The sequence below is a fragment of the Pseudomonas sp. Ma2-10 genome (assembly GCF_054330215.1).
In genome coordinates this window covers 85,539-106,811 of the sequence record NZ_JBTEYL010000003.1, presented here as the reverse complement: position 1 = coordinate 106,811, position 21,273 = coordinate 85,539, and the positions used below count along the sequence as shown (strand labels likewise).

General features: G+C 57.4%; 19 protein-coding genes. 10 read left to right on the top strand and 9 right to left on the bottom strand.

The features are described 5' to 3' along the window. Positions 1–53: 53 nt before the first annotated feature. Positions 54–863, top strand: a complete 810-nt coding sequence (tcdA, locus tag ACXPVS_RS05575; protein WP_458509030.1) for a tRNA cyclic N6-threonylcarbamoyladenosine(37) synthase TcdA — start codon at positions 54–56, stop codon at positions 861–863. Between the two features lie 33 nt (positions 864–896). On the opposite strand, the gene ACXPVS_RS05570 is transcribed toward tcdA, so the two are convergent. The 9 genes from ACXPVS_RS05570 to map form a co-directional block, all read right to left on the bottom strand. After that, complete coding sequence (locus tag ACXPVS_RS05570) at positions 897–1,301, bottom strand: SufE family protein (RefSeq protein ID WP_458509029.1); 405 nt, start codon at positions 1,299–1,301, stop codon at positions 897–899. Then, complete coding sequence (locus ACXPVS_RS05565; protein WP_458509028.1) at positions 1,298–2,503, bottom strand: aminotransferase class V-fold PLP-dependent enzyme; 1,206 nt, start codon at positions 2,501–2,503, stop codon at positions 1,298–1,300. Before ACXPVS_RS05565 ends, ACXPVS_RS05570 begins: the two co-directional genes overlap by 4 nt. 76 nt (positions 2,504–2,579) lie before the next feature. After that, positions 2,580–3,614 carry a 2,3,4,5-tetrahydropyridine-2,6-dicarboxylate N-succinyltransferase gene (gene dapD / locus ACXPVS_RS05560; protein WP_458509027.1) on the bottom strand — a complete coding sequence of 345 codons (1,035 nt, stop codon included), beginning with the start codon at positions 3,612–3,614 and terminating at the stop codon, positions 2,580–2,582. 33 nt (positions 3,615–3,647) lie between these two features. Continuing rightward, the gene (locus ACXPVS_RS05555; RefSeq protein WP_458509026.1) at positions 3,648–4,040 is read right to left on the bottom strand and encodes an ArsC family reductase; all 393 of its coding nucleotides are present in this window, start codon (positions 4,038–4,040) and stop codon (positions 3,648–3,650) included. Positions 4,041–4,337: 297 nt separating this feature from the next. Next, the gene (locus ACXPVS_RS05550) at positions 4,338–5,081 is read right to left on the bottom strand and encodes a M12 family metallopeptidase (protein ID WP_458509025.1); all 744 of its coding nucleotides are present in this window, start codon (positions 5,079–5,081) and stop codon (positions 4,338–4,340) included. A 198-nt stretch (positions 5,082–5,279) separates the two neighbouring features. Further along, positions 5,280–6,011: a M12 family metallopeptidase gene (locus ACXPVS_RS05545; RefSeq protein WP_458509024.1), complete on the bottom strand. Its 732-nt coding sequence runs from the start codon at positions 6,009–6,011 to the stop codon at positions 5,280–5,282. Positions 6,012–6,172: 161 nt separating this feature from the next. Next, positions 6,173–7,372 carry a succinyldiaminopimelate transaminase gene (gene dapC, locus ACXPVS_RS05540; RefSeq protein WP_458509023.1) on the bottom strand — a complete coding sequence of 400 codons (1,200 nt, stop codon included), beginning with the start codon at positions 7,370–7,372 and terminating at the stop codon, positions 6,173–6,175. 43 nt (positions 7,373–7,415) lie between these two features. Beyond that, on the bottom strand, positions 7,416–10,118 hold the full coding sequence (locus tag ACXPVS_RS05535) for a [protein-PII] uridylyltransferase (RefSeq protein WP_458509022.1): 2,703 nt from the start codon (positions 10,116–10,118) through the stop codon (positions 7,416–7,418). Positions 10,119–10,164: 46 nt separating this feature from the next. Next, positions 10,165–10,947, bottom strand: a complete 783-nt coding sequence (gene map, locus ACXPVS_RS05530; protein WP_458509021.1) for a type I methionyl aminopeptidase — start codon at positions 10,945–10,947, stop codon at positions 10,165–10,167. 374 nt (positions 10,948–11,321) lie between these two features. Here map and rpsB point away from each other — a divergent pair, with 374 nt between their 5' ends. The 9 genes from rpsB (at position 11,322) to bamA (ending at position 21,256) form a co-directional block, all read left to right on the top strand. Beyond that, positions 11,322–12,059, top strand: a complete 738-nt coding sequence (gene rpsB / locus ACXPVS_RS05525; protein WP_201195514.1) for a 30S ribosomal protein S2 — start codon at positions 11,322–11,324, stop codon at positions 12,057–12,059. A 192-nt stretch (positions 12,060–12,251) separates the two neighbouring features. Continuing rightward, on the top strand, positions 12,252–13,115 hold the full coding sequence (gene tsf / locus ACXPVS_RS05520; protein WP_458509020.1) for a translation elongation factor Ts: 864 nt from the start codon (positions 12,252–12,254) through the stop codon (positions 13,113–13,115). Between the two features lie 210 nt (positions 13,116–13,325). Continuing rightward, on the top strand, positions 13,326–14,069 hold the full coding sequence (pyrH, locus tag ACXPVS_RS05515) for a UMP kinase (RefSeq protein ID WP_003172271.1): 744 nt from the start codon (positions 13,326–13,328) through the stop codon (positions 14,067–14,069). Then, positions 14,066–14,623 (top strand): ribosome recycling factor, encoded by a 558-nt coding sequence (gene frr, locus ACXPVS_RS05510; protein ID WP_458509019.1) that lies wholly within the window; start codon positions 14,066–14,068, stop codon positions 14,621–14,623. Before pyrH ends, frr begins: the two co-directional genes overlap by 4 nt. A 13-nt stretch (positions 14,624–14,636) precedes the next feature. Continuing rightward, entirely contained in the window at positions 14,637–15,392 is a 756-nt protein-coding gene (gene uppS / locus ACXPVS_RS05505) for a polyprenyl diphosphate synthase (protein ID WP_458509018.1), read from the top strand. Beyond that, positions 15,392–16,198, top strand: a complete 807-nt coding sequence (locus tag ACXPVS_RS05500; protein ID WP_458509017.1) for a phosphatidate cytidylyltransferase — start codon at positions 15,392–15,394, stop codon at positions 16,196–16,198. Before uppS ends, ACXPVS_RS05500 begins: the two co-directional genes overlap by 1 nt. After that, complete coding sequence (gene ispC / locus ACXPVS_RS05495) at positions 16,195–17,385, top strand: 1-deoxy-D-xylulose-5-phosphate reductoisomerase (protein ID WP_458509016.1); 1,191 nt, start codon at positions 16,195–16,197, stop codon at positions 17,383–17,385. Before ACXPVS_RS05500 ends, ispC begins: the two co-directional genes overlap by 4 nt. Positions 17,386–17,438: 53 nt before the next feature. After that, positions 17,439–18,791, top strand: a complete 1,353-nt coding sequence (rseP, locus tag ACXPVS_RS05490; protein ID WP_458509015.1) for a sigma E protease regulator RseP — start codon at positions 17,439–17,441, stop codon at positions 18,789–18,791. A gap of 74 nt (positions 18,792–18,865) precedes the next feature. Next, complete coding sequence (gene bamA / locus ACXPVS_RS05485; RefSeq protein ID WP_458509014.1) at positions 18,866–21,256, top strand: outer membrane protein assembly factor BamA; 2,391 nt, start codon at positions 18,866–18,868, stop codon at positions 21,254–21,256. Positions 21,257–21,273: the final 17 nt, after the last annotated feature.

The window sequence follows — 21,273 nt, the reverse complement described above, 5'->3', positions numbered from 1 at the left end:
AAAGTTCTCTCGCTGTGGCCCTATAATGCGCGCCGGTTTTTGGGGTAATGGTCATGAGTACAGAAGATCCGCGGTTTGCAGGCATCGCCCGGTTGTATGGCATCGACGGCCTGGCGCGTTTGCGTGCGGCCCACGTGGCGATCGTCGGCGTTGGTGGCGTCGGTTCCTGGGCGGCGGAAGCCGTCGCCCGTTGTGGCGTGGGCGAAATTTCGCTGTTTGACCTGGACGACGTCTGCGTCAGCAACGCCAACCGTCAGTTGCACGCGCTGGACAGCACCGTTGGCAAACCCAAGGTCGAGGTGATGGCCGAGCGCCTGCGCGGGATCAATCCGGACTGCACTGTGCACGCGGTGGCGGATTTCGTCACCCGCGAAACCATGGCCGAATACATCACGCCGAACATCGACTGCGTCATTGATTGCATCGACAGCGTGAATGCCAAGGCGGCGCTGATTGCCTGGTGCAAGCGCCGCAAGATTCAGATCATCACCACCGGCGGCGCGGGTGGGCAGATTGATCCGACGTTGATTCAGGTGTGCGACTTGAACCGGACCTTCAATGATCCGTTGGCTTCGAAAGTGCGCTCGACCTTGCGCCGGGATTACAACTTCTCACGCACCGTGACCCGCCATTACAGCGTGCCGTGCGTTTTTTCCACCGAACAACTGCGCTACCCGAAACCGGATGGCAGCATTTGTTTGCAGAAGAGTTTTGTCGGTGACGGTGTGAAGCTCGACTGCGCCGGAGGGTTTGGTGCGGTGATGATGGTGACGGCGACATTTGGCATGGTCGCGGCGACCAAAGCGGTGGATAAGATTGTTGCCGGAGTGCGGCGTCCGGCGGATCGGGTCAAACCGGCCTGACCGATCGATCCCTCGCAGCGTGGGAACGATCAGTCAGGCGGCGATTTCTCGCATGCTCTGTAGCACGGCATTGAGGCCATTACTGCGCGACGGCGACAGCTGTCGGCTAAGCCCCAGTTGAGTGAACCAATCCGGCAAATCCACTTGTTGCAACTCAACGGCTGACAGCCCGTTAACCCGCGCCAGCAGCAACGCCACCAGCCCGCGAATCAACCGCGCATCGCTGCTCGCGGCAAACTGCCAGTGACCCTCCTTCAAGTTACCCACCAGCCATACCTGACTTTCGCAGCCATGCACGCGGTTGGCATCGACCTTTTCCACATCGCTCAACGCCGGCAGACGGTCGCCCCACTGCATTAACAGTCGCGCCCGTTGTTCCCAGCCGGCAGCATTCTGAAAAACCTCCAGCGCCGTGACCGCCTCGGCGGGCAAGTTCATCGCAACAACTCCAGCGCCTGATCCAGCGCTTCAAAGAACCGTTCCAGATCTTCGGAATCGTTGTACAGCGCCAACGACACCCGGATGGCCCCAGCCAGATCAAAACGCTTGAGCAGCGGCATGGCGCAGTGATGACCGGCGCGCACCGCGATCCCCTGTTCCGTCAGCAAATGCGCCAAATCAGCGTTATGCACACCCTCGACGACAAAACTGGCCAGCGCCAGTTGCGGCTTGCCCAGCAACCGAATGCCGTCGCGCGCTTCAAGGCCTTTGAGCAAATAGTCGTGCAGCGCTGCTTCATGGGCGGACACAGCGTCCTGATCAAGCCCCGCAAGATAATCCAGCGTCGCCCCCAAACCAATCACACCGGCAATCGGCGGCGTACCCGCCTCAAAACCCAGTGGCGCCGGGCGGAACCGAGCGCTGTGGTAATCGGCATCCAGCACCATTTCGCCGCCCAGTTGCCAGTGGCGCAGTTGCTCAAGCGCTTCATTGCGACCGAACAGCACGCCCAGGCCGTCGGGGCCGTAGAGCTTGTGGCTGGAAAACACATAGAAGTCGCAACCCAGCGCCTGCACGTCATGCCGGCCATGAACCACGCCTTGGGCGCCATCGACCACGGTCAGCGCGTTATGCGCCTTGGCCATCGTCAAGAGGGCGGGCAACGGCTGCCAGGCGCCGAGCACGTTGGACAGCTGACTGACCGCCAGCAAACGGGTTCGCGGACCGATCAATTGCGCGGCGGCATCAAGGTCGATCAAACCGTCGGCGTCCAGTGGCAGGATCACCAGCTTCAGCTCGCGACGGTGGGCCAGTTGCTGCCACGGCAACAGATTGGCGTGATGCTCCAGAGCGCTGATGACAACTTCATCGCCCGGATTGAAAAGATGTTCCAGGCCGTAAGCCAAGAGGTTCAGCGCAGACGTTGCGCCATGGGTAAAGATGATCTGCCCGCAATCGCCGGCATTAAGCCAGTGAGCGACTTTGCTGCGGCTGGCCTCGAACGCCTGGGTGGCGTGGGCGCCGGGCAAGTGTTGCGCCCGATGCACGTTGGCCGCGCCGTTGGCGTAGTAATGCGCCAGGGCATCCAGCAGGGCTTGAGGTTTTTGCGTGGTGGCGGCGTTGTCCAGATACGTCTGGTCTTGCCGTTGCAATGCGGCGATGGCCGGAAAATCGGCGCGCCAGGGAGAGGGCACAAGCATGGTGGTCAAGACTCGTTTGAGCAGGCCGGACGCTGATGATACGCGCCTGGCCGCTCTACTAACATCGAGTCGCTGCTTAGTTGTGAGCGTGCAGCGCTTCGTTCAGTTCGATAGCCGATTTGTGGGTTTTGCATTCCACGGCACCGGTCTGCGAATTGCGACGGAACAGCAGGTCAGGTTGACCGGCCAGTTCACGCGCTTTCACGACTTTGACCAGTTCGTTGTTTTCGTCCAGCAGCGCCACTTTAGTACCCGCGGTCACGTACAGGCCTGATTCAACGGTGTTGCGATCGCCCAATGGAATGCCGATTCCGGCGTTCGCGCCGATCAGGCAGCCTTCGCCAACCTTGATCACGATGTTGCCGCCGCCCGACAGGGTGCCCATGGTCGAGCAACCGCCGCCCAGGTCCGAACCCTTGCCGACGAATACGCCAGCGGAAACGCGGCCTTCGATCATGCCCGGACCTTCGGTGCCCGCGTTGAAGTTGACGAAACCTTCGTGCATCACGGTGGTGCCTTCTCCGACATAGGCGCCCAGACGAATGCGGGCCGCGTCAGCGATACGCACGCCGGCCGGAACCACGTACTCGGTCATTTTCGGGAACTTGTCCACCGAGAACACTTCCAGCAGCTCGCCACGCAGACGGGCTTCAAGTTGATGTTCGGCCAGTTCGGCCAGGTCGATTGCGCCCTGGCTGGTCCATGCCACGTTCGGCAGCAGCGGGAACACACCGGCCAGGTTCAGGCCGTGCGGCTTGACCAGGCGATGGGACAGCAGGTGCAGCTTGAGGTAAGCCTCTGGGGTGGAGGTCAACTGAGCGTCTTCGGCCAGAATGGTCGCGACCAGCGGTTTGTGACTTTCGGCCAGACGGGTCAGTAAGGCAGCCTGGGTCGCGTCGACGCTTTTCAGCGCTTCAGCCAGTTGCGAGGCCTGAGCGGTAGTGAACGCGATGGCCTGATTGCCTTCGGTGTAGCCCAGAACTGGCGCTATAGCAGCGACCAGTTCGGCCGAAGGGTTGAGCAGTGGCTGCGCGTAAAACACTTCCAGCCATGCGCCTTGACGGTTTTGAGTGCCGACACCAAAGGCCAGGCTGAACAGGGTAGTGGACATGTTGATACCTCTAACAAAATGGAACGGGCTGCCTTACTTGAGCGCTGCCGCGTAGATATCTGGCTTGAAGCCAATCAGGGTTCGGTCACCGAGATCAAGCACTGGGCGCTTGATCATCGAGGGTTGTGCGAGCATCAGTTCGATGGCTTTCGGCTGGTCGAGATCGGCTTTGCGTTCGTCGTCGAGCTTGCGAAAGGTCGTGCCTGCACGGTTCAGCACCACTTGCCAGCCGTGCTCGTCGCACCATTGGCTCAGGTGTTCACGGTCGATGCCGGCCGTTTTGTAATCATGGAAGTCATAGCTGACAGCGTGTTCATCGAGCCAGGTGCGCGCCTTTTTCATGGTGTCGCAGGCTTTGATGCCGAAAAGGTGCAACGTTGTGCTTGAAACGGTCAAGGAATTGCCCCCTTTGCAGGTGCTGGACATTAAAGGTGACGGATTATGCCATGACCGGACGGTTTCGGCCTCAGCCACGTCCAGGTGTTACCCGGCGGCCTGAGCGGCGACCGGGTCGGGTGCGACCTTTGTGCCGCGTCGGCGGGGCAATACCTGAATCACTATTTGCTGTCAGCACTTTTGCGTGTTTCGGTAATCATTTAAGTGCTGAGTAAGTTTGAAGCTGTTTTTTTGTCGCGGGGGAAGTGTCGACGTAAGTGCCTTGTCAGTGGGGAACTCCCATTGGTGAATAAGATCGGTGTAACAGGCGATTGGCTGGATAGACACTTAGGGGTAAATTCGGCGAATAAACGCGATGTCGGCTGCGCTGATATGTGGGTTTTCTGTTTGCTTCCAATTACCCTCGGTGTATTCGTTGGATATCTCATAGTGCATGACCGAATGTCGGTCATACGCGGCATAAGTCTGGCTGGCATCGCGCGGGAGAGGAAAAACGTTCTGATCCACCTCCGCCCTCGACCAACCAAAATTTTGTTGGTACAACTCGTAGGTTTTTTCCTTGTCCCAAGGAATGCTTGCCTCAGGATGTTGATGCGCGTGCATCAAACCCAAAGCGTGTCCGAACTCATGAATAACGGTGACTTCAAAGCGGGGCGAGGAGTAGTCGGTTCCCAGGAACATGGTTGGACGATGAGCTGGAACCGCCAGAGCATCTGTTCCGATTTCAGACCCCCCGGTCCCATCATAGTGATGAGACAAGTAAACGCGGATATCCCCCTCGTATTCCATGTCGTCTTCAGGAAGCTCGATAAAATTGAACGTGAGGTTGACGTAGGGTAGCCATTTGCTGGCAGCCGCCTTTACTGCCTGGAACAAGTCCTCGTCATCTCGGGTGATTGCGATCTTTAATGTTCTGCCAGGTTTCCAGTATTTCGTGTGTTCAGCGACACTTCGTTTTTTTCGATTTGATTCATGTTGAGTGGAATTGTCGAGGCGTTCAGACGTGGCGGCTTCATAGGAAGTCAGTTCATGACTGCTTTTGATGATTTCACAGGGTTTAAAGTTTGGCATTGACGGTGTCCTTGTTGGTCGTTATCAAGTAGGTTGGAAAGTTTCGGTAAGGTTGGAGGTTAGTTGTTGGAGGGGTAGGGGGTAAAGTTGTGATTTCTTAGTGTTTGTTACAGGGTGGTTGGACTTGCCGCTACAAAAACGGACACCAACTCCTTGTTAAATTGATGCCGCCTCCGTCGCCACCACCCGGTGCGTGTTTCACCGCTTTGGATAAAGCTTCCTCATCAGTTGTTTGTCTTTTTTACTGATCTTGCGGTTGGTAGGGATTTTCCAGTGGCCCAGTGTCAGCGTGTTAGCGACCGGGTGGTGCATGATGGATTTTCTGTCGTACGGCGTATAAATCGCCTCGATTGTATTGAAGGGCTCAAAGAGATTTCTATCGACCTGCTCTTTGGTCAACGGATTCATCTCTCTATTCTGGTAGAACTCATACACCTTCGGTTTATCCCAGGGAATATTGGCATCGGGGTGTTGATGTTCGTGCATGGCTCCCAAGACGTGACCAAATTCGTGAGTCACGATCACCTCGAAGTCTTCATGCTCGGGTTTGACCCCCAGGTTCATGGTCGGCCAGTCGGGATGAATCAACAACGCGTCGGTGCCCAGCATTGAGCTGTTGTCATTGTTTTTTGTGGCGATTCGGATATCACCTTCCAGCCCATCAACGAAGTCGAAGCGCAGATTGATATGGGGCAGCCATCGGCGTGCTGCTTTGATGATCTTCTGTTTGTGTTCATCGTCGGGGCCGTCGATAAACGCGATTTTGAGTGTGCGTCCGTTTGCCCACAGCTTTGAGTAATTGATCAGAGAGCGCTTGCGACGAGTGCCGCCGCCGATGCCGGCATTCTCAGGGTTCTCGTTGATGGCGGCTTCATAGGATTGTTGATCGTCGGGCCACTGGATAAGGGTGCAGTCTTCAATACTGTTCATTGGCTACTTCTTCCTTGAAGTAAGGTTGTGTGAGTGCGCACGCTAATGCGCTGCATGAGAGTAAGGGGAACTCTGCAGTTCAGTGAGCTTTAACTTCTGATGAAGTGTAACTGGCTATATAAAAATGCCCGCACTGCGTTGCACAGTGCGGGCAGTAATATTTACTTGTTGCGGATAATGAAGTCGCGAACTCTCTTGGCCGCTTCTACACATTCGGCCAGCGGCGCGACCAAGGCCATTCGCACGCGTCCGGCGCCCGGATTGAAACCATCAACTTCACGAGACAGATAAGAGCCCGGCACCACGGTCACGTGTTCTTCCACAAACAGATCACGGCAGAACGCCTCGTCGTCGCCTTCAACGTTCGGCCACAGGTAGAAACCGCCATCCGGGCGCTGCACGTCCATCACGGGGCCAAGGATTTCCAGCACTGCATCGTATTTCTCGCGATACAGCGCACGGTTGGCACGGACATGCACTTCGTCATTCCACGCCGCGATGCTGGCCAATTGGGTCTGAACCGGCATCGCGCAGCCGTGATAAGTGCGATACAGCAGGAAACCTTTGAGAATGTCCGCATCGCCGGCCACAAAACCCGAACGCAGGCCCGGCAGGTTGGAACGCTTGGACAGGCTATGGAACACCACGCAACGCTTGAAGTCCTTGCGCCCCAGCGCCACACAGGCGCTGAGCAGGCCGGCCGGCGGGGTTTGTTCGTCGAAGTACAGTTCGCTGTAGCACTCGTCGGCGGCGATCACGAAGTCGTATTCGTCGGCCAGGGCGATCAGCTTCTTTAGGGTTTCGACCGGGATCAGTGCGCCGGTCGGGTTGCCCGGCGAGCACAGGAACAGGATCTGGCAGCGTTTCCAGACGTCTGGCGAAACGGCATCGAAGTCCGGGTTGAAACCGTTTTCGTTCAGGCATGGCAGGTAATGCGGCTTGGCCCCGGCAAGGAACGCCGCACCTTCGTAGATTTGATAGAACGGGTTCGGGCTGACCACCAGTGCATCGTCACCACGGTTGACCACGGTTTGGGTGAAGGCGAACAGCGCTTCACGAGTGCCGTTGACCGGCAGCACATTGCGCGCCGGGTCAAGCCAGCCGTTCGGAACGCTGAAACGACGTTCGCACCACGCGGCGATGGCTTCACGCAGGGCCGGAATGCCGAGCGTGGTCGGGTACACGGCCATCTGATCCAGATTGCTTGCCAGGGCTTCGGCGACAAAGCTCGGCGAGCGGTGTTTTGGCTCGCCAATAGACAGCGCAATGGCGCGCTTGTCCGGGTTTGGCGTGACGCTGCCGAGCAGGGCGCGGAGCTTCTCGAACGGGTAGGGCTGCAACTGGTTCAGAGCGTTGTTCATCGGTACGGGGTCTCGTTCAAAGCGGCTGAATCCTGATGCGCAATCAGATGCTGATGCGCGACAGTTTGATATCGGGTTCGTTGCTGACGGTCAGCTGTTCGACGATTGCATCCTGCAAGCGGCTGCACAGCAATGGGTCGGACAATGGCTGGTTGTTTGCGTCGGTGATGAAGAAAACGTCTTCCACGCGCTCGCCGAGGGTCGCAATCTTGGCGTTCTGCAGCGACAGATCGAATTCGAGGAAAATCGTGCCGATCCGCGCCAGCAAGCCAGGGCGGTCAGGGGCGCTGAGTTCCAGCACGGTCACTGGACGCTGGGCGTCGTTGTGGATCGTCACTTGTGGCGCAAACGCGAAATGCTTGAGCTGGCGAGGTACCCGACGCTGAATGATGGTCGGGTAGTCGTCCGGGTTGCGCAGGGCCTCGGTCAGGCCCTTGCGAATCTGTTTGACTCGCGCCGGGTTATCGCCGATTGAGTCGCCGTCGGTGTCGAGCACGATGTAGGTGTCAAGGGTGAACTGGCTGCTGGAGGTGATGACCCGGGCGTCGTGAATGTTCAGGTTGAGCTGGTCCATCGCGGCCACGGTCACGGCGAAGAAGTCGTGTTGATCCGGCGCATAGATAAAAATCTGCGTGCCGCCTTCGAACTCGCGCTGAGTGGTTTCCTTGATCAGCACCAACGGCCCGCCGTCGGCCGGCTGCTGGAGAATCGCGTCACTGTGCCAGGCCACGTCGCCGGCGGTGTGGCGCAGGAAGTAGTCATCACCCAATTGCGCCCATAGTTGCTCGACGTCGTCCGGATCGGTGCCGCCGCGTACCAGAATGTCCAGTGCGGCGCTCTGGGTCTGGCGAATCTGCTCTTCGCGGTCGACCGGGTTTTCCAGGCCGCGGCGCAAGGCGCGTTTGGTCTCGGTATAGAGTTGACGCAAGAGGCTGGCGCGCCAGGAGTTCCACAGCGTCGGGTTGGTGGCGTTGATGTCGGCGACGGTCAGCACGTACAGGTAATCGAGGTGGGTTTCGTCGCCGACGATCTGCGCGAAATCGTGGATGACCTGTGGGTCGGACAAGTCCTTGCGCTGGGCGGTGGTCGACATCACCAAATGGTTCTGCACCAGCCAGACGATCAGGCGGCTGTCCCACACCGGCAATTGATGGCGCTGGCAAAAGGCTTCGGCATCCACTGCGCCGATTTCCGAGTGGTCGCCATGCCGGCCCTTGCCGATGTCGTGGTACAGGCCGGCCAGGTAGATCAGCGCGGGTTTGGGCAGTTTGCCCATGAGCTTGCTGGCCAGTGGGAATTTTTCCGACACCTGGGTGTATTGCAACTTACGCAGATGTTTGATCAGGTTCAGGGTATGAGCGTCGACCGTGTAAATGTGAAACAGGTCGTGCTGCATCTGTCCGACGATGAAGCCGAACTCCGGCAAGTAGCGTCCGAGGATGCCGTAACGGTTCATTCGTCGCAGGTTGCGGTGGATGCCGATCTTGCACTTGAACAGTTCGATAAACAGGCTGGTATTGCGGATGTCGTTGCGGAAATCGTCGTCGATCAGGTGACGGTTCTCTCGCAGCAGACGAATGGTGTCGGCGCGCACGCCTTTGATTTCCGGCTGCTGGGCCATCAGGACGAAGATCTCCAGCATGGCAAACGGAGTTCGGCGGAACACATTGTCGTTGCGCGCCTCGATGTAACCGTCGTGCAGCTGGAATCGAGAGTTGATTGGCTGCGGTGGCGCTTTGGCTTCCGGCGCGAGAATGACTTCCTCGAAGTGCTGGATGATCAGGTCGCTGAGCTGGGCAATGCTCATGACCACCCGGTAATACTGCTGCATGAAGTTTTCGATGGATTGCTTGGCGTCATCGCCTTTGAATCCCAGCAGCCCGGCAATGGTGCGCTGGTGATCAAACAGCAAGCGGTCTTCGGAACGGCCGGCGAGCATGTGCAGGGCGTAACGAACCTTCCACAGGAATTCCTGGGAGGAGGCCAGCAGCGTGTTTTCGCTCTCGACCAGGAAACCTTCGCCGGCCAGGGCCCGCAGGTTCAGGGTGCCGTATTCACGCCGGGCCACCCACAGAATCGTCTGGATATCCCGCAGGCCGCCGGGCGAGCCTTTGACGTTGGGTTCCAGGTTGTATTCGGTGTCGTTGTACTTGTGGTGTCGGGCCTTCTGCTCGGCGCGCTTGGCCAGGAAGAAGTCCTTGCTCGGCCACATGTGCGCGGTGCTGGTGACGTCCAGCATGCGCTGGCGCAAGCACTCGGGGCCGCAGATGGTACGGCTTTCCATCAGGTTGGTGACTACCGTCAGGTCGGCGCGGGCCTCAACGACGCATTCGTCCACCGAGCGCACGCTCTGACCGACTTCAAGGCCGATGTCCCACAACAGCGTCAGAAAACGCTCGATGGAATCTCGGAAAACTTCGTGATCGGCGCTGTCCAGCAGGATCAGCAAATCGATGTCGGAATACGGGTGCAACTCACCGCGACCGTAGCCGCCGACCGCGACCAGCGCGATGCCGGCTTCGGAACTCAAGCTGAACTGCTCCCAGGCCTTTTGCAGGATGTTATCGACGAACCAGGCGCGATCCTCAATCAACCGGCGAATGTCGCGGCCGTTGCGAAAGCGCTCGTCGAGCACCTCGCGGGCCTGGCGAATCGCCTTCTTGAAGGCCGCGATCGGGCTTGCCTTCAGGGCCAGTTCAGCCTGGAACTGGCCACGGTCGAAGAGTTCGGGATCCACCTGTGGCATCGATTGGCTTTCCTGTCTGTAAGGCTGAGGCGCTGCGCGGCTCGGATCAGGCCGAAACGCGCGGGATGGTGTCGTCGGCGCGCAGGGTGAAGATCTCGTAACCGGTTTCGGTTACCAGCAGGGTGTGTTCCCACTGTGCCGACAGCTTGCGGTCCTTGGTGATCGCGGTCCAACCGTCGCCCAATACCTTGGTGTCGGCTTTGCCCTGATTGATCATCGGCTCGATGGTGAACGTCATGCCGGCTTTCAGTTCCATGCCGGTGCCAGCGCGGCCGTAGTGCAGGATCTGCGGCTCTTCATGGAACACCTTGCCGATGCCGTGACCGCAGAATTCGCGAACCACGGAAAAACCGTTCTTTTCAGCGTGCTTCTGAATGACTTCACCGATGTCGCCCAGGCGGCAGCCGGGTTTGACGATTTCGATGGCCTTGTACATGCATTCCTGGGTGATCTGCGACAGGCGCACGGCCCAGACCGGCACGGTGCCAACGTGGAACATGCGGCTGGTGTCGCCGTGGTAACCGTCCTTGATGACGGTGACGTCGATGTTCAGCGTATCGCCATCCTTCAAGGCCTTGTCATTCGGAATGCCGTGGCAGACTACGTGGTTGATCGAGGTGCAGATCGACTTCGGGAAGCCCTTGTAGTTGAGCGGGGCAGGGATGGCTTTCTGCTCGTTGACGATGTAGTCGTGGCAGATGCGGTCCAGTTCTTCAGTGGTAATGCCCGGTTTGACATGTTCGGCAATCATCTCCAGCACATCGGCGGCCAGTTTGCCGGCGATGCGCATTTTTGCGATGTCCTCTGGGGTTTTGAGGGTGACGGTCATACAGGCTCTCTCTGCGCTCAACGGCGCTGACTAATTCGAAATGGGCATTGCGCGATCAATTTACGCGGGCCCTGAAAAACGCGATTCTAACAGACGATCAGCGCAAATCTGAGCCTCTGTGCATCGCATCTCTCTATAGATAGGCGCATTCTTGAGCGATTCCAAGGGCGTAGATGAAGGCGCGCGCCAAGAATTGAGAATCCGGGTTCCGTTTTTTGCAGCCCTGTGATATAAAATGCGCCGCTTTCCGGGGATACCCCGAAAGGCTTAAATCCACACACGTGTCGACACGATGACCTGGGTGCCTTCAGCTGATGCTGCTGGTTGGTCATTGGGATACGTGGAGGCCAAACCCGACTTATTAAGGAACTATCATGTCCCAAGTCAACATGCGCGATATGCTGAAGGCCGGTGTGCACTTCGGTCACCAGACCCGTTACTGGAACCCGAAAATGGGTAAATACATTTTCGGCGCGCGTAACAAGATTCACATTATCAACCTTGAAAAAACCCTGCCAATGTTCAACGAAGCTCTGACTTTCGTAGAGCGTCTGGCCCAGGGCAAAAACAAGATTCTGTTCGTCGGCACCAAGCGTTCCGCTGGCAAGATCGTTGCTGAAGAAGCTGCACGTTGCGGTTCGCCGTACGTCGATCACCGCTGGTTGGGCGGCATGCTGACCAACTTCAAAACCATCCGTGCTTCCATCAAGCGTCTGCGTGACCTTGAAGTGCAAGCCGAAGACGGTACTTTCACCAAGCTGACCAAGAAAGAAGCGCTGATGCGCACTCGCGATCTTGAGAAGCTCGATCGTTCCCTGGGTGGTATCAAGGACATGGGCGGTCTGCCAGACGCTCTGTTCGTTATCGACGTTGATCACGAGCGCATCGCGATCACCGAAGCCAACAAGCTGGGCATCCCGGTTATCGGCGTAGTCGATACCAACAGCAGCCCGGAAGGCGTTGACTACATCATCCCAGGCAACGATGACGCAATCCGCGCTATCCAGTTGTACATGGGTTCGATGGCTGACGCTGTCATCCGCGGTCGCAACCACGTTGCTGGCGGCACCGAGCAGTTCGTTGAAGAAGCTCCGGTAGCAGCAGCTGAGTAATTGACGCCTTGGCGTTGACTCAGTAAGCAAAAAGGGGGCTTGGCCCCCTTTTTGCCACCTCGAAAACCATTTGTCGGTAGCGCAGCTACAGCTTCTGTAACGTGCAGCGACTTACAAAGGTATTTCGGGAAGAATTGAACGCCCGTTCGATCGGGTGGAATGGTTGATAACCTATCCAAGAGGATTTTTGAAATGGCAGAGATTACTGCAGCGTTGGTTAAAGAACTGCGTGAGCGTACTGGCGAAGGCATGATGGATTGCAAAAAGGCCTTGACCAAGGCCGGCGGCGACATCGAAAAAGCCATTGATGACATGCGTGCTTCCGGCGCTATCAAGGCTGCCAAGAAAGCAGGCAACGTAGCTGCTGAAGGCGCAATCACTCTGAAAGAAGACGGTAAGTCCGCTGTTCTGCTGGAAGTGAACTCGCAGACCGACTTCCTGGCTTTGCAAGATGACTTCAAGGCATTTGTCGCTTCCAGCGTTGAAAAAGCGTTCGCTGACAAACTGACTGACGTTGCTCCACTGATCGCCGCTCAAGAAGCCGATCGCCTGGTTCTGGTCGGCAAGGTTGGCGAAAACGTCAACATCCGTCGCCTGGCTCGCGTTGAAGGTGATGTTGTTGGTGGTTACCTGCACGGCAACAAGATCGGTGTTGTGGTTGCCCTTAAAGGCGGCAGCGTCGAGCTGGCCAAAGACATCGCCATGCACGTAGCGGCGACCAACCCTGAATTCCTGCTGCCATCGGAAGTTTCCGCTGAAGCGGTCGAGCGCGAAAAAGGCGTCTTCTTGACCCTTAACGCTGACAAGATCGCCGGCAAGCCAGAAAACATTGTTGAAAACATGGTCAAAGGCCGTATCAGCAAGTTCCTGGCTGAAGCGAGCCTGGTTGAGCAGGCGTTCGTCAAGAACCCTGAAATCAAGGTGGGCGAACTGGCTAAGAAAGCCGGTGCTGAAATCGTTTCTTTCACCTACTTCAAAGTGGGCGATGGCATCGAGAAGCCGGTCGACAACTTCGCTGAAGAAGTTGCTGCCCAGCTGGCTGCCGCCAAGCAATAAGACGGTTTTTTAACTGTCGCCCTGAAGAGGCTGCCCGCTTACGCGCGCAGCCTCTTTTCAGATGGGGTATCAATTTTTAATTGGTTTCCCTTTGGAACTGGCTTACAAAGCCATGTTCCGATGGCGTTGAAGCAGCGCCAAGCTAGAGTGAGCGCCAGCTGTAAACAGCTCGCAAAGAATTTTTAAAATACGCCGCAGGAGAGATTCGCAATGGCTCAGCAGGGCAGTGGTTATCAGGCTCGCTATAAACGCATTCTACTCAAGCTTAGCGGCGAGGCCCTGATGGGCTCGGAAGAGTTCGGGATCGATCCGAAAGTTCTGGATCGCATGGCGCTGGAAGTCGGCCAACTGGTCGGCATCGGTGTTCAGGTCGGTCTGGTGATCGGCGGCGGCAACCTGTTTCGTGGTGCAGCGCTGAGCGCGGCCGGCATGGATCGGGTTACCGGTGACCACATGGGGATGCTGGCCACTGTGATGAATGCCCTGGCCATGCGCGATGCGCTGGAACGTGCCAATATCTCGGCCATCGTGATGTCGGCCATTTCCATGGTTGGCGTAACCGATCACTATGATCGCCGCAAAGCCATGCGCCACTTGAACGCCAAGGAAGTCGTGATTTTCGCGGCCGGCACCGGCAATCCGTTCTTCACCACGGATTCGGCAGCGTGCTTGCGTGCAATCGAAATCGATGCCGATGTCGTGCTCAAGGCGACCAAGGTCGATGGCGTCTACACCGCTGACCCATTCAAAGACCCACATGCTGAGAAGTTCGATCATCTGACTTACGATGAAGTGCTGGATCGCAAGCTGGGGGTGATGGATCTGACCGCCATTTGCCTGTGCCGCGACCACAAGATGCCGCTGCGTGTATTTAACATGAACAAGCCCGGCGCCCTGCTGAACATCGTGCATGGCGGCGCTGAAGGGACCCTGATCGAGGAAGGCCAACAATGATCAACGAAATCAAGAAAGACGCTAAAGAGCGTATGCAGAAATCCGTCGAATCGCTGATGCACAACTTCGGCCGTATTCGTACTGGCCAGGCGCATCCAAGCATTCTGGAAGGCGTGATGGTGCCGTATTACGGCTCTGACACTCCGATCAAGCAGGTGGCGAACATCACCGTTAAAGACGCCCGTACCCTGCAAGTCGTTGCCTTTGAGCGCAACATGCTGGGAGCCGTCGACAAAGCCATCGGTAGCGCGGGTCTGAACCTCAACCCGACCAACCTGGGTGAATTGCTGCTGATCTCCATGCCGGCGCTGACCGAAGAAACCCGTAAGGGCTTCACCAAGCAGGCTCGTGATGTTGCTGAAGATGCCCGTGTTGCGGTGCGCAACATCCGTCGTGATGCGAACAGCCAGCTCAAGGATCTGGTCAAGGAAAAAGAAATCAGTGAAGACGAAGAGCGTCGGGGCGCTGGCGAAATTGATGATCTGACCAAAAAGTACGTGGCTGAAATCGACGCGAATTTGGCGCAGAAAGAAAAAGACCTGATGGCCGTATAAGGGTCACGTTTTCATGGAAAAGACCAAGCAGACTGCGCCGTCCGCGGTGCCGCGCCATGTCGCGATCATCATGGATGGTAATAATCGCTGGGCGAGAAAGCGCTTTATGCCCGGTGTTGCCGGTCATAAAGCGGGCGTGGATGCGGTTCGTGCGGTGATCGAGGTGTGTGCTGAGGCCGGGGTCGAAGTATTGACTCTGTTCGCCTTCTCCAGCGAGAACTGGCAGCGCCCGGCCGACGAGGTCAGCGCCTTGATGGATCTGTTCTTCAAGGCATTGCGTCGCGAGGCCAAGCGCCTGAACGAAAACGACATCAGTTTGCGCATCATTGGCGACCGTTCGCGCTTTCATCCAGAGCTTCAGGCTGCCATGCGTGAAGCTGAGGCTATGACGGCGGGCACCAATCGCTTCGTTCTGCAGATAGCTGCCAACTATGGTGGGCAGTGGGATATCGCGCAGGCCGCACAGCGTCTGGCTCGGGAAGTTCAGGCCGGGCACCTGCGTCCGGAAGACATTACCCCGGAACTGTTGCAAGCCTGCTTGGCTACCGGCGATTTGCCGTTGCCGGACTTGTGCATCCGTACCGGTGGCGAGCATCGCATTAGTAATTTTCTGTTATGGCAGCTCGCTTACGCCGAGTTGTACTTCTCCGACCTGTTCTGGCCGGACTTCAAACACGATGCCATGCGTACCGCGCTGGCCGATTTTGCTTCTCGGCAGCGCCGCTTCGGTAAAACGAGCGAGCAGGTCGAGGCTGGAGCCCGGATTTAATGCTTAAACAACGAATCATCACCGCGCTGATCCTGCTGCCGATTGCTTTGTGCGGGTTTTTTCTGCTCGAAGGCACCGGTTTCGCGCTGTTCATCGGGCTGGTCGTGACCCTCGGTGCCTGGGAATGGGCACGCCTGGCGGGCTTCACTGAGCAGCCGATCCGCGTTGCTTGTGCGGCTATCGTCGCGTTGATGCTGTTTGTCATGCATATCCTGCCTGGGCTTGCGCCTTGGGTGTTGGGCGCTTCGGTGCTTTGGTGGGGTGTTGCAACCTATCTGGTGCTGACTTATCCGCGCTCCAGCGAGCTTTGGTCCAGTGCGGCCTGCAAGCTGGTGATCGGTCTGCTGATCCTGCTGCCAGCCTGGCAAGGTCTGATTCAGATCAAGCAGGCGCCTTTGGGTAACTGGCTGATCATGGCGGTGATGGTGCTGGTCTGGGGCGCTGATATCGGTGCTTACTTCTCCGGCCGGGCCTTTGGCAAGCGCAAGCTGGCGCCACAGGTCAGTCCCGGCAAAAGCTGGGAGGGCGTCTATGGCGGCCTCGCGGTGAGTCTGGTCATTACTGTTATTGTCGGTCTGGTTCGAGACTGGACCGTGGCGCAGCTGTTCAAAGGTCTGATTGGTGCAGCCATCATCGTATTTATCTCGGTGGTAGGTGATCTCACCGAAAGCATGTTCAAGCGTCAGTCCGGGATCAAGGACAGCAGTAATCTGCTTCCGGGGCACGGCGGCGTGCTGGACCGTATCGACAGCCTGACGGCAGCGATTCCAGTGTTCGCGGTACTGCTGTGGATGGCCGCGCCGTGAGCCGCCCGCAGCAGATTACCGTCCTGGGGGCGACCGGTTCGATTGGTCTGAGCACGCTTGACGTCATCGCTCGCCATCCCGAGCGTTATCAGGTTTTCGCCTTGAGCGGTTTCTCCCGCCTGAGCGAGCTGTTGGCGCTGTGCGTTCGCCATGCGCCGCGGTTCGCCGTGGTGCCTGAGGCGGGTGCTGCCCGAGGCTTGCAGGACGATTTGCGCGCCGCAGGTCTGTCGACTCGCGTGCTGGTGGGTGAGGAGGGCCTGTGTCAGGTTGCTTCCGATCCTGAGGTCGATGCGGTCATGGCGGCCATCGTTGGCGCAGCAGGCTTGCGACCGACTCTGGCGGCGGTCGAAGCCGGCAAGAAAATCCTCTTGGCCAACAAAGAAGCACTGGTGATGTCTGGTGCGCTGTTCATGCAGGCGGTGCGCAAGAGTGGTTCGGTGCTGCTGCCGATCGACAGCGAGCACAACGCGATTTTCCAGTGCATGCCACAGGATTTCGCTCGTGGGCTAGGTGCCGTCGGGGTACGTCGGATTTTACTCACAGCCTCTGGCGGTCCGTTCCGACAGACCCCTATGGCTGAACTGGTGCATGTTTCCCCTGAGCAAGCGTGTGCCCATCCGAACTGGTCCATGGGGCGCAAGATTTCGGTGGATTCGGCCAGCATGATGAACAAGGGGCTGGAGTTAATCGAAGCCTGCTGGCTGTTTGATGCCAAGCCGTCCCAGGTCGAAGTGGTGATTCATCCTCAAAGCGTGATTCATTCGCTGGTCGATTACATCGACGGTTCGGTATTGGCCCAGTTAGGTAACCCTGACATGCGCACGCCGATCGCCAACGCGCTGGCCTGGCCGGAGCGAATCGATTCGGGTGTTGCACCGCTGGATCTGTTTGCAATTGCACGGCTGGACTTCCAGGCGCCTGATGAAGAGCGATTCCCGTGTCTGCGTCTTGCGCGTCAGGCAGCCGAATCCGGCAATAGCGCGCCGGCCATGCTTAATGCGGCGAATGAAGTGGCGGTCGCTGCCTTTCTCAACGGGCGGGTTCGCTACCCGGAAATCGCGAGTATCATCGAAGAAGTGTTGAATCTCGAGCCCGTGGTGGCGGTCGAGGATCTCGAGGCAGTATTCACGGCCGACGCGAAAGCGCGAGTACTGGCCGAACAATGGTTGAGTCGTCACGGGCGGTAAGTGCTGCAATACGTTGACCCATGCGGCACAGGACAGGATTGCGGAGAAAGTAGATGAGCGCGCTCTATATGATTGTCGGCACCCTGGTGGCTTTGGGTGTGCTGGTTACCTTCCACGAATTCGGGCATTTTTGGGTCGCACGTCGCTGTGGGGTCAAAGTGCTGCGTTTCTCCGTGGGCTTCGGTATGCCGTTGCTGCGCTGGCACGACAAGAAAGGCACCGAGTTCGTCGTCGCCGCGATCCCGCTGGGCGGTTACGTGAAAATGCTCGACGAGCGCGAAGGCGAAGTGCCGGCTGAGCAGCTTGATCAGTCCTTCAATCGCAAATCCGTCCGCCAGCGTATCGCTATCGTATCAGCGGGTCCGATTGCCAACTTTTTACTGGCGATATTTTTTTTCTGGGTGCTCGCCATGGTCGGCAGCGAGCAAGTGCGCCCGGTCATTGGTGCAGTCGAATCCGGCAGTATTGCCGCCAAGGCTGGTTTGAGCGCGGGCCAGGAAATCATTGCCATCGATGGCGAGCCAACTTCCGGCTGGGCCGCGGTGAACCTGCAGTTGGTCCGTCGTCTTGGGGAGAGCGGTTCCCTGCAGTTGCTGGTCCGTGATCAGGGTTCCACGGCGGAGTCGCCCCGTGAGCTGATGCTGGATAAATGGCTCAAGGGTGCCGATGAGCCAGATCCGATTCGTTCGCTGGGTTTGCGCCCTTGGCGTCCGGCGCTGCCGCCGGTCTTGGCCGAACTTGACCCGAAAGGCCCGGCACAGGCTGCTGGCCTGAAGACCGGTGACCGACTGTTGGCGCTGGACGGTAAATCGCTTGAGGACTGGCAGCAGGTGGTGGACACGGTCCGTATGCACCCTGATACCAAAATCATGCTGCGCGTCGAGCGTGATGGTGCTCAAATTGACGTCCCTGTGACGCTGGCCTCTCGCGGCGAGAAGAAGGCGCCCAGTGGTTATCTGGGGGCTGGGGTGAAGGCAGTTGATTGGCCTCCAGAGATGATTCGCGAAATTAGTTATGGTCCTGTGGCAGCGATTGGGGAGGGTGCTCGACGCACTTGGACCATGAGCGTACTGACCCTCGACTCACTCAAGAAAATGTTGTTCGGTGAGCTCTCGGTAAAAAACTTGAGTGGACCGATAACCATTGCTAAAGTGGCGGGCGCTTCTGCCCAGTCGGGTGTCGCTGATTTCCTGAATTTCCTTGCTTATCTGAGTATTAGCTTGGGGGTTCTGAATTTGTTGCCCATTCCTGTACTGGATGGGGGGCATTTGTTGTTTTATCTGATCGAGTGGGCGCGTGGTCGCCCCTTGTCGGATCGGGTGCAGGGTTGGGGGATACAGATCGGTATCAGTTTGGTGATCGGAGTGATGTTGCTAGCTCTTGTCAATGATCTGGGTCGACTGTAACGCTTCGCTGAATTGCGAATCTGCCGCATTTTGCGGCAGTTTGTTTATTGCCAGTTGGAATAAGAAAGGACTTCATGAAACGTCTGCTGCTAACTGCGGTTCTCACCGTATTGATGATCGCCGAAGTTCACGCCGAGTCCTTCACTATCTCTGATATTCGCGTCAATGGCCTCCAGCGGGTCTCCGCGGGTAGCGTCTTTGGTGCTTTGCCGTTGAACGTCGGCGAACAGGCGGATGATCGTCGCCTGGTGGAATCCACTCGTGCGTTGTTCAAAACCGGTTTCTTTCAAGATATCCAACTGGGCCGCGATGGCAACGTCCTGATCATCACGGTAGTCGAACGCCCGTCGGTCGCCAGCATCGAGATCGAGGGTAACAAGGCGATCTCCACTGAAGACCTGATGAAAGGCCTCAAACAATCCGGTCTGGCCGAAGGCGAGATCTTTCAGCGCGCCACCCTTGAAGGTGTGCGTAACGAGTTGCAGCGCCAATACGTCGCTCAGGGTCGCTACTCGGCTACCGTCGACACTGAAGTGGTGACGCAGCCGCGTAACCGCGTTGCGTTGAAGGTCAATATCAACGAAGGCACCGTTGCGGCTATCCAGCACATCAACGTGGTGGGTAACACCGTCTTTCCTGATGACGACCTGATCGACCTGTTTGAACTCAAGACCACCAACTGGCTCTCGTTCTTCAAGAACGATGATAAGTATGCCCGTGAAAAACTTTCCGGTGACCTGGAGCGTCTGCGCTCCTACTACCTGGACCGTGGCTATATCAACATGGATATCGCTTCGACACAGGTGTCCATCACTCCAGACAAGAAGCACGTCTATATCACCGTCAACGTCAATGAAGGCGAGAAATACACCGTTCGTGACGTCAAGCTGAGCGGCGACCTGAAAGTTCCTGAAGACCAAATCAAGTCTCTGTTGCTGGTCCAGAAAGGCCAGGTGTTCTCGCGCAAGTTGATGACCGCCACGTCCGAACTGATCAACCGCCGGCTGGGTAACGAGGGTTACACCTTCGCCAACGTCAATGGCGTGCCTCAGCCTCACGATGAAGACCATACCGTCGACATCACGTTCGCCGTCGATCCGGGCAAGCGTGCTTACGTGAACCGCATCAACTTCCGTGGTAACACCAAGTCCGAAGACGAAGTGCTACGCCGTGAAATGCGTCAGATGGAAGGCGGCTGGGCTTCGACTTACCTGATTGACCAATCCAAGACTCGTCTTGAGCGTCTGGGCTTCTTCAAGGAAGTCAACGTCGAAACACCGGCGGTGCCGGGCGTCGACGACCAGGTAGACGTGAACTACAGCGTTGAAGAACAGGCTTCCGGTTCGATTACCGCCAGCGTTGGTTTTGCCCAGAGCGCCGGTCTGATCCTCGGTGGTTCGATCACCCAGAACAACTTCCTGGGTACGGGTAACAAAGTCAGCATCGGCTTGACTCGCAGTGAATACCAGAGCCGTTATAACTTCGGTTATGTCGACCCGTACTGGACTGCTGATGGCGTGAGCCTGGGTTACAACGCGTTCTATCGCACCACTGACTACAAAGATCTCGACGTCGATGTAGCCAGCTATGCTGTAGACAGCCTGGGTGCAGGCGTGAGTGTCGGTTATCCGATCAGCGAGACTTCGCGTCTGACCTTCGGCCTGACCGCGCAACAAGATACGATCAAGACCGGTCAGTACACCGTTGACGAGATCTTCGACTTCGTTAACAAGGAAGGCGACAACTACCTGAACTTCAAGGCCTCGGCCGGCTGGTCCGAGTCCACGCTGAACAAAGGCGTATTGGCGACCCGTGGTCATTCCCAAAGCCTGACACTGGAAACCACCACGCCTGGCAGTGATCTGTCGTTCTTCAAGCTTGACTACCGTGGCCAGTTGTTCCAGCCATTGTCGGAAAACTACACCATGCGCCTGCACACCGAACTGGGCTATGGCGATGGTTATGGTTCTACCGATGGCTTGCCGTTCTATGAAAACTACTATGCTGGTGGTTTCAACTCGGTGCGTGGCTTCAAGGACAGTACCCTCGGTCCTCGCAGTACCCCGAGCCGCGGTGCGGCTGTGACGGGCAACTCCGGTACGCTCGCTGACCCGGACCAGGACCCGCTGCCGTTTGGTGGTAACGTTCTGATCCAGGGTGGTGTCGAGGTGTTGTTCCCGCTGCCATTCGTCAAGGATCAGCGTTCGTTGCGTACTTCGGTATTCTGGGATGTGGGTAACGTATTCGACTCCAAGTGCGAAAAAACGACGAACGCAAATGTCGGTTCTACCGCTCAAACAGAGTGCAACGACATCAGCTTGAGCAACATGGCCAGCTCTGTCGGTGTCGGCGTGACCTGGGTTACCGCACTGGGTCCGCTGAGCTTCGCGTTGGCAATGCCGGTCAAGAAACCGGATAACGCTGAGACTCAAGTGTTCCAATTCTCCCTCGGCCAGACGTTCTAAGCGTCTGACCCAAGATA

Excerpts from the sequence above, each read along its gene's own strand:
- tcdA (WP_458509030.1), top strand. The coding sequence starts at position 54 with ATGAGTACAGAAGATCCGCGGTTTGCAGGCATCGCCCGGTTGTATGGC.
- ACXPVS_RS05570 (WP_458509029.1), bottom strand. The coding sequence starts at position 1,301 with ATGAACTTGCCCGCCGAGGCGGTCACGGCGCTGGAGGTTTTTCAGAAT.
- ACXPVS_RS05565 (WP_458509028.1), bottom strand. The coding sequence starts at position 2,503 with ATGCTTGTGCCCTCTCCCTGGCGCGCCGATTTTCCGGCCATCGCCGCA.
- dapD (WP_458509027.1), bottom strand. The coding sequence starts at position 3,614 with ATGTCCACTACCCTGTTCAGCCTGGCCTTTGGTGTCGGCACTCAAAAC.
- ACXPVS_RS05555 (WP_458509026.1), bottom strand. The coding sequence starts at position 4,040 with ATGTCCAGCACCTGCAAAGGGGGCAATTCCTTGACCGTTTCAAGCACA.
- ACXPVS_RS05550 (WP_458509025.1), bottom strand. The coding sequence starts at position 5,081 with ATGCCAAACTTTAAACCCTGTGAAATCATCAAAAGCAGTCATGAACTG.
- ACXPVS_RS05545 (WP_458509024.1), bottom strand. The coding sequence starts at position 6,011 with ATGAACAGTATTGAAGACTGCACCCTTATCCAGTGGCCCGACGATCAA.
- dapC (WP_458509023.1), bottom strand. The coding sequence starts at position 7,372 with ATGAACAACGCTCTGAACCAGTTGCAGCCCTACCCGTTCGAGAAGCTC.
- ACXPVS_RS05535 (WP_458509022.1), bottom strand. The coding sequence starts at position 10,118 with ATGCCACAGGTGGATCCCGAACTCTTCGACCGTGGCCAGTTCCAGGCT.
- map (WP_458509021.1), bottom strand. The coding sequence starts at position 10,947 with ATGACCGTCACCCTCAAAACCCCAGAGGACATCGCAAAAATGCGCATC.
- rpsB (WP_201195514.1), top strand. The coding sequence starts at position 11,322 with ATGTCCCAAGTCAACATGCGCGATATGCTGAAGGCCGGTGTGCACTTC.
- tsf (WP_458509020.1), top strand. The coding sequence starts at position 12,252 with ATGGCAGAGATTACTGCAGCGTTGGTTAAAGAACTGCGTGAGCGTACT.
- pyrH (WP_003172271.1), top strand. The coding sequence starts at position 13,326 with ATGGCTCAGCAGGGCAGTGGTTATCAGGCTCGCTATAAACGCATTCTA.
- frr (WP_458509019.1), top strand. The coding sequence starts at position 14,066 with ATGATCAACGAAATCAAGAAAGACGCTAAAGAGCGTATGCAGAAATCC.
- uppS (WP_458509018.1), top strand. The coding sequence starts at position 14,637 with ATGGAAAAGACCAAGCAGACTGCGCCGTCCGCGGTGCCGCGCCATGTC.
- ACXPVS_RS05500 (WP_458509017.1), top strand. The coding sequence starts at position 15,392 with ATGCTTAAACAACGAATCATCACCGCGCTGATCCTGCTGCCGATTGCT.
- rseP (WP_458509015.1), top strand. The coding sequence starts at position 17,439 with ATGAGCGCGCTCTATATGATTGTCGGCACCCTGGTGGCTTTGGGTGTG.
- bamA (WP_458509014.1), top strand. The coding sequence starts at position 18,866 with ATGAAACGTCTGCTGCTAACTGCGGTTCTCACCGTATTGATGATCGCC.